At 39.5% G+C, this 8,224-nt stretch carries 8 protein-coding genes; 3 read left to right on the top strand and 5 right to left on the bottom strand.

Annotated features, from left to right (window positions below; all coding sequences use genetic code 11):
• Positions 1–2: 2 nt before the first annotated feature.
• The 3 genes from OWO01_RS06095 to OWO01_RS06105 are packed head-to-tail and all read right to left on the bottom strand — an operon-like array spanning position 3 to position 3,814.
• Positions 3–833, bottom strand: a complete 831-nt coding sequence (locus OWO01_RS06095) for a phytoene/squalene synthase family protein (RefSeq protein WP_268779543.1) — start codon at positions 831–833, stop codon at positions 3–5.
• A 6-nt stretch (positions 834–839) separates the two neighbouring features.
• Positions 840–2,279 (bottom strand): phytoene desaturase family protein, encoded by a 1,440-nt coding sequence (locus OWO01_RS06100; RefSeq protein WP_268779544.1) that lies wholly within the window; start codon positions 2,277–2,279, stop codon positions 840–842.
• Positions 2,279–3,814 (bottom strand): phytoene desaturase family protein, encoded by a 1,536-nt coding sequence (locus tag OWO01_RS06105; RefSeq protein WP_268779545.1) that lies wholly within the window; start codon positions 3,812–3,814, stop codon positions 2,279–2,281. Before OWO01_RS06105 ends, OWO01_RS06100 begins: the two co-directional genes overlap by 1 nt.
• 233 nt (positions 3,815–4,047) lie before the next feature.
• On the opposite strand from OWO01_RS06105, the gene OWO01_RS06110 reads away from it, so the two are divergent.
• Positions 4,048–4,911, top strand: a complete 864-nt coding sequence (locus tag OWO01_RS06110) for a MerR family transcriptional regulator (protein WP_268779546.1) — start codon at positions 4,048–4,050, stop codon at positions 4,909–4,911.
• 71 nt (positions 4,912–4,982) lie between these two features.
• A complete protein-coding gene (gene pepT, locus OWO01_RS06115) occupies positions 4,983–6,218 on the top strand; it encodes a peptidase T (RefSeq protein WP_268779555.1) in 1,236 nt (411 codons plus the stop codon).
• A gap of 232 nt (positions 6,219–6,450) precedes the next feature.
• Here pepT and OWO01_RS06120 read toward each other — a convergent pair whose 3' ends face one another.
• On the bottom strand, positions 6,451–6,597 hold the full coding sequence (locus OWO01_RS06120) for a hypothetical protein (RefSeq protein ID WP_268779547.1): 147 nt from the start codon (positions 6,595–6,597) through the stop codon (positions 6,451–6,453).
• Between the two features lie 287 nt (positions 6,598–6,884).
• On the opposite strand from OWO01_RS06120, the gene OWO01_RS06125 reads away from it, so the two are divergent.
• Complete coding sequence (locus tag OWO01_RS06125) at positions 6,885–7,262, top strand: carboxymuconolactone decarboxylase family protein (protein ID WP_268779548.1); 378 nt, start codon at positions 6,885–6,887, stop codon at positions 7,260–7,262.
• 50 nt (positions 7,263–7,312) lie between these two features.
• On the opposite strand, the gene OWO01_RS06130 is transcribed toward OWO01_RS06125, so the two are convergent.
• A complete protein-coding gene (locus tag OWO01_RS06130) occupies positions 7,313–7,852 on the bottom strand; it encodes an HD domain-containing protein (protein ID WP_268779549.1) in 540 nt (179 codons plus the stop codon).
• Between the last annotated feature and the right edge of the window lie 372 nt (positions 7,853–8,224).

The following is an 8,224-nucleotide window of genomic DNA, read 5'->3' on the forward strand; positions in this document are numbered from 1 at the left end:
CGCTATTTCGTTAGCTGTAGTAATAAATGACTTTTTCGTTGGCTTGTCACGACAGCTCTTTCTGTAAACACTTGATAATCATTTTCCTTCACAACAGCGATGATTTCACGATAATAGCCGGCAGCTAATTTCATCGCAAATGCGCTTTTATTTGGATACTCATCTATATAACGTAGACCTTCAAAAAACCATTGATCTGCTTGATCTGTTAATGCTGATATTACCTCTTTCAACGCTTGATTAACCACTTGATCGTGCCAATCCGCTTCGCTATAGCCATATTGTTTCATTAATTCAAGCGGAACATACCTTCTTCCCAACCGTTGATCCGCTCCAATATCACGAATGATATTAACAATCTGCATTCCTTTTCCTAAACTGATTCCAGCATCGATGAGCGACTGATTTGGGTTAGGGTGTAAAATAGGAATGAGCATCTCCCCTACAGAACCAGCAACACGATAGCAGTAATCCTCTAACTCCGTCATGGAAGGATAACTTTTCTGAACGAAATCTAACCGCTGGCCACTAATCTGAATATGATATGGCTCTTTTTTCAATGAAAATTCATCGAATACCCAGCGTAACGCAGACCAAATAAAATGTCCATCCGCTTCTTCAAGTTTGTTCAAATGGTACTCTAGCTCATCTAAAGTATACGGGGAGTTTTCTGGTTCGTCTACAGAGTCATCAATCATTCGGCAAAAAGAGTAGATTACATAAACGGCTTCCCGTTCTTTTCGTGGTAACCATTTAAATGCTTGATAAAAACTAGAAGAACCTTTTTTCATCATGTTTTTACACTGAAGTGAAATGTTTTTCTCTAATAACATAGCCTTCTACTCTCCTTTTTTTATTGCTTCACTTAATAAACGAGCACCTTGCATGACAATGGGAATGCCTCCACCTGGATGAACCGATGCACCTACTGCATATAAACCTTTAATCGTCGGATGAACGAGTTGGGGGCGAAATGCTCCGGACTGCGTAATTGTTGGTGCAGCTCCAAAGCTCCCTCCACCAAACAAACCTTCTGCTAACGCATCTTTTGGTGTACGGATTGATTTCCACTCGATCACTTCACGTAAATCAGGAAAACTCACCTGTTCGAGCCGGGTTATTTGTTTTTCTACGAATTGCTCTAATTCTGCTTGATCATATTCAACACCTGCCGAAACCGGAATGAGGACGTACAAGACACTTTTCCCATCAGGCGCAGCCTCGGCATCGATAGTTACAGGATTAAAAACATAACACGACGGGTCCACTGGTAAACGATTATCTTGGGCAACCTTTTCCATATACTGATCAAAATCATCCGATAAATAAAACTGGTGAGTTAACACTTGGTCATACCGTTTATTTACCCCTAAATAAACCATCACACAGCCTGAAGAAGGTTTTAGTTTTTTTTGCACAACTGTTTCATTTGGAATCAGCGATTCAATCGTTGGATAATCGCCATTATAAATAACTTTATCGTAATGAAAATCCCCTTGTTCTGTTGAAATACCATGGACTTTCTTTTGTTCAACAAGTATTCGGTTTACCTGTGTGCCTTTATAGAGACGAATCCCACGCTCTTGACATGCTTTTTCCAACACGTCTACAAGCGAATAATAACCCCCTTTGACATACCAAATTCCAAACTCGTGCTCACTATATGAAATAAGACCATAAAGGGCCGGCACTTGATGGGGGGCGCCACCGATATAGAGTGTCTGCAACGCATAAGCATGACGCATTCGAATGTCGTCAAAAAACCTTGTTAAATAGGCGGTGACACTTTTATAAGATTGGGAGGCTAAGACAAATTTTACATTTTCAAAAGAGAGAAACTCACGCTTCAAGGAAAAAGTACGTGATAAGAATGCCTTGGTTCCAAAATGATAGATTTTGCGCATCTCTTCCATATACTGTTCGTATCCTGCTACCTCTCTTGGAAATGTGCGGGCTATTTCCTCTGTCTGTTTACGTTGGTCTTGCCATTTTCGTAATGTCGTTCCGTCCGAATAATGAATGTCATACAACGGATCACAGCGAATAAGATCGACTGCATCTGAAGATATCCCGACTTCAGCTAAAATCTCTAATAGCAAGTCTGGTAACAACACAATCGTCGGCCCTTGATCGACGGTATACTCTCCATTGGTTTGATAGGTTAATCTTCCACCTAATCTCGGTTCTTTTTCATAAATCGTTACCTCATGGCCTGCTTGTTCTAACAATAAAGCAGTGGTTAATCCACCAACCCCAGCACCGACAACAGCTATATTCATTAGACTGTTTCCTTCATTGGGATAACTTCTTCCTGATCGCTTCGTGATGCATCTGCACCAGAAGAGTATTGTTGTTGTAACAAGTCTGTGCTAATAATGGCAGATTGAAAAATTGTCGGCAAGCCACTTCCCGGATGTGTTCCTCCACCAACCAAGAAACAATGATCGACATCATCAAATTTGTTATGTGGTCGGAAATACATCATTTGTTTCAACTGATGCCCCAGATTAAACGTTGCGCCTCGATAGACATGATAATCTTGCTCCCATTCTAATGGCGAAATGATTTTTTCCACTTCAACATGCTCACGCAAGTCTTCTAAACCTGATTCTTTTACCAATCGATCGAGGATCTGTTTTCTTAACTTTGGCTTAACCGTTTCCCAATCAATCCCGGCATCCAAGTTAGGTACAGGAACGAGAATATATAAAGAAGATTTCCCTTTTGGTGCAAGTGTTGGGTCTAGCTTAGACGGATTATGCACATAGATCGATAAATCTTCGGAAACAATGCCGCGCTTGGTTATATCCTCAACATTTTTTTGATAGTTTTCAGAAAAAAACACCATATGATGGGGTAAATCTAACGGCTTATCTACCCCTAGATATAACATAAAAGTAGAGAGTGATAGTTTTTTCTTTGCTAGTTTTTCTTTTTTGTATTTTTTCAGATTGCTCTGATCAAATAAATGGCTCGCAGCATAACCAAAATCTGCATTAATTACCACATCATCTGCGGCAATTTTTTCGCCTGATTCTAGCAAGACCCCGTGTGCAGATCCGTTTTCAACAAGCACTTGTTTCACCGGGGTGTTCAAGTAGATTTCTCCGCCATACTCACGAACGACACGTCCCATTGCTTCACACACTTGATTTACTCCACCGATCGGATGAAACAATCCATGATAATGTTCGAGAAAAGATAAGATCGTAAAAGTCCCTGGACAATCCCAAGCAGACATCCCGAGATATTTTGCTTGAAAAGAAAATGCCCACTTTAAGCGTTCATCAGTAAAATAGGTAGATAACCGGCCATAGACAGTGTCAAATGCGTTTAAGCGAGGCAAAGCAAGGATCATTTCTTTTGTGAAAAAATCACGAAATCTTGTGAACGGTTGTTTTAACAAAGCAGTAACCCGTTCAAACTTTTTTTCTTCTAACGCTAAAAACCGTTGATACCCTTCTCCGTTACCGGGAAATAAACGTTCGATTTGAGCTCTCGTTTCTTCGACATTCCGACTGGGGGAGAACGACACATCGCCAAATTTTAATGTATACAGTGGATCAACTTCTTTCATATTCACATAATGATGTAGATTTCGTCCTGACCTTTCAAATGCTTCTTCTAGTACTTCTGGCATCATATAAAAGGTAGGTCCTAAGTCAAATTGATAGTCTCCTAGCGTTAACTTTGACGTTCGTCCACCTAATTGACCTTGCTTTTCAAAAACGGTAACGTGGTGTCCAGCTGCACTCAGTTGCATCGCTGCTGCTAATCCACCTGGTCCCGCTCCTACAACGACAATCTTTTTCATCACGTTCTCCTCCTCTGTCGAAACTGTATCTAGCAGATACTTTAGTTATGGAAGCGATAAAAAGTGTCCACTTCCTAACTTGCACTGTACTAGTGATTTGACGACTCCTCTACCATAATTATATCCTTTTTGTATAACTTTTGCATAGTCTTTTGCATACATATCTAGTAATTTGATTCGGAATCAACTAAAATAAGGAATATATTGATACGGTAAAGAAAAGAGGTAACACAATGTATGGCATCAAAAAAGTAGCTGAGTTAACGGGAATGTCTCCGATTACTTTACGTGCATGGGAACAACGATATGGTGTTATCATCCCAAATAGAACAGAAGGTGGAGCAAGAGTCTACCAACAAGAAGATTTAGATGATCTATTATGGGTAATTCATCAAAAACAAGCCAAAAAAATAACAGTCAAACAAGCGATGGAATTGTTGCGAAAACAAAAAGCCAAGCCACTAAGCGAAACCATTGATTATCGATATTTCATTGATACTATTTTTGATTTTTTGACTAGCTATGACATAAGAAATGCTACAAAGCTTACCAATCAACTATTTACTATTCATGATGCCGAAGCAATTTTTCATCATATTTTCATTCCTATTTTAGTAAAGGTAGGCGACCAGTGGGAGAGCAAAGATCTGACCGTCGCTCACGAGCATTTCATTAGTCATTTTATTGAACAGCAGATTTCTCAAGTATTTTATGGATTGGAATCCTCAGGGAAACATGGCAAAGCAATCGCTATTTGTCCCCCAAACGAAATGCATCAGATTGGATTATTGCTTTTTTCGTTATTTCTAAAAAAACGGGGAGTGGATGTTATTTTTATTGGTGAAAATACACCAATAGATGCAATCCTAACGATGCTAAAGAAAGATAGCCTTGATATCGTTTGTCTATCCGTAACGCTTGCATCAAATAGGAATTATTTAACCGCGTTACTAAGCGAACTAGAAAAAGAAAAACAAAGCCCTTCCATTGTCATTGGAGGATCCGGTGCATCTAAACTTCCTGAACAGTATCAACACTTTGTTTTAGATGGAGATTTAGCTACTTGGGAACGATGGTTTGAGCAACATAAGCAATAAAGTCATTGCCTTATTGTTTTTGTTTAAGCTATGCTAAAATAAAGGAAGATTCTAGAATGGAGCTGAAGAAAATGAAAGAACAAATAGTGGACCGTTTTATTTCTTATGTAAAAATTGACACACAATCCAATGAAGATAACCCCTCCTGCCCTTCAACCGAAGGACAGTGGACATTAGCGAAACAATTAGTTGAAGAATTAAAGCAAATTGGAATGACTGATGTAACGATTGATCAGCATTGCTATGTGATGGCGACATTACCAGCTAATACCGATAAAAAAGTAGAAACAATTGGTTTTTTAGCACACCTAGATACGGCAACGGACTTCACGGGTAAGAATGTAAACCCTCAACGAATCGATAATTATGATGGAAACGATATCGTGCTTAATGAACAAAAACAGGTCGTTTTAAAAACTAGTGAATATCCGGAAATAAAGAAATATCATGGACACACACTGATTACTACAGATGGTACTACCCTACTCGGTGCAGATAACAAAGCTGGGATTGCGGAAATTATGACCGCAATGGTTTACCTAATCGAGCATCCCGAGATTGAACACGGCAAAATTCGAGTAGCTTTTACACCGGATGAAGAAATCGGGCGAGGACCACATCAATTTGATGTAGATGCTTTCGCAGCAGATTATGCATATACCGTTGATGGTGGTCCAATCGGTCAATTGCAATACGAAAGCTTTCATGCAGCAGCGGCTAAAGTTTCTTTTCAGGGGAATAACGTACATCCTGGCACAGCAAAAAACAAAATGCTGAATTCGATTAAACTAGCGATGGCATTTCAAGACCGTTTACCAGCAGAGCAAGCACCAGAATTCACAGAAGAGTATGAAGGGTTTTATCATTTGCTTTCTTTCAATGGCGATACAGAAGCTTCCAAATTGTATTACATCATACGAGATCATGATCGGAAAGCATTCGAGGAAAAGAAACACACCATGGAAAAGTTAGTGATAGAATTCAAGCAAAAGTATGGGGATGCGGCAATATCTTTGGAACTTAAAGACCAGTATTATAATATGCGTGAGAAAATTGAACCTGTTCGCCATATTGTCGACATTGCAGCTGATGCGATGCGCCAATTAGATATCGAACCAGTTATTGAGCCGATCCGTGGTGGTACAGATGGCTCACAACTTTCTTATATGGGACTTCCTACACCGAATTTGTTTACTGGTGGAGAGAACTTTCACGGCAAATATGAATACATTTCGGTTGATAACATGGAAAAAGCCGTTCAGACCATTGTGAAGATTAGTCAACTTTTTGCGGAACGTGGGGAGTAACACTACATCAATCATGAGAATGGTTACGTTTTGCTTTGCTGTTTGACACGCGATGAATATTCTTTGAAAGAAAAATCAGGGAAACCAGTCCAGTTTTTTAATATTAATAAGATGCAATATTTTGTAAGGGTTTGATGGTGACAAGCTATAACGTGACACCATCAGACCCTACTGTGATATTAGAAAATCTATTGCACCTATTAGATAGAGCATCATCTTTCAGTTCTGAGGATCAATTCATAATATAATTTATCACAAACCAAAGGATCCCAAAGAAAATAATTAAGTAAGCCGCGTATTTGATGAAAGCTACGCCGACCTTACTTGGATCGGATTTCTTCTCCCGCTTATCTACTTCTACATCTTTATCTTCGACCATTTACCTCACTCCTTTTTATTCTGCTTTGTTTATCCCGGAGCAACCGTCCGTAAGACTCCCACTTCAAAACAACGAGAAAAGCAAGTTGTTTAAGTGGGAGTAACGGACGCTAGCCCCCCGGGGCCTTTAGGTCATCCTTTAGGGCTAACAATCAGTGGGGGAATATCTAAAAACCCCCACTGATTGAAGTTTCACTTTATCCATACCCGAGAAAAATTATGGATAAACAAAAGCATAACTATGGCAAACTTGCAGAAACTAAAAAAAATTGCAAAGGTGGTTGTGACATGGATATAGAAAATAACGAGCAATATGTCAATTATTTTGACGCATCAATTTTGGACTATAAAGAGGGCACTGCTTATTTTGAAGAAAAGTTACCCGAGGTCACCAAGGCTTACATGAAGTTTACTGAACACTGTTTCGAACCAGGGAAACTTAATCAAAAAGAAAAACAGTTAATCGCCCTAGGAATAAGTGTATATGCGCAAGATGAATATTGCATTATGTACCATACAAAAGGTGCAGTGGAGCATGGCGCAACAGAAGAAGAAATTGCAGAAACAATTGGTGTTTGTGCAGCTTTAGGTGGGGGAGCTGCTTTTGCCCAAGGAGTTACCTTAGCAATGGAGACCTATCATCATTATGCTAATGAAGCACACTAATTAAATAGGTCATTACAAAACCCATTAACACACCTTAAGTTTTAGGTGAGCTAATGGGTTTGTTCGATATCATGCTTCGATTTTAGTAACTGCTGAACCTTTCTGTCTAATTGCTTGATTCTGTTGATTGCTTCTTCTTCACTGATCGTTCGGTAATGATGAGCTCCTTTTTCTTCTTCTACAGCTGTATCGGCCTTTGCCACCACTTGTTGCAATGGTGTTAGCTGTAAGTCGCCTTCTGGCAAGTAGGAATCTGTATGCAACAATACTGCCAAAGCAATTGCTTTAGCTGCTTTATGTTCTTCTCCGTTTCGAATTAATAATTTGTGTGCTCGTTCCGCTCCTTTAATCGCATGGATGTCATTCTCTTTATACCGATCAAAATCCCACTCTCCATCTTGATACCATTCGTAGTGACCAATATCATGGAGGAACCCTGCTTTTGCTGCTTGATCAGGATTGACGTTCATTTGGTCAGCAATAGTCACCGCGTGTTCAGCAACCTCAATTGCATGCGCCATTCCAGAGCGGTTTACATATTTCTGAACGATTGGATGATGATACAGTTGCTCTATCGTTACATTCCGCATGTTTTCCCCCTCCTTTATTAGTGAAAACTTATATAAAATTAGCATTCCCTTCTTGCTATAGTACAAACCGCTAAACATCGATTCCCTTTCGTATTAAAGGGAAACTTCAATCAGTGGGTGTTTTTAGGTACTCCCCCACTGATTGTTAGTCCTAAAGGATGACCTAAAGGCCCTTGAACCATTCGGGGTGCTAGCGTCCGTTACTCCCACTTAAACTATAAACTACTTGGTATTCTCGTTGTTTTGAAGTGGGAGCCTTACGGACGGTTGCTCCGGGATAAAGAGACTTATTCTCAACAATTAGCCGGTTTTTAAAATTTTATTTTATAGTATAACAAAAATTCACCTTACAAGTAAGCAAGGTGAACTTTT

This window comes from Natronobacillus azotifigens, assembly GCF_026805325.1.
Classification (GTDB): domain Bacteria; phylum Bacillota; class Bacilli; order Bacillales; family Amphibacillaceae; genus Natronobacillus; species Natronobacillus azotifigens.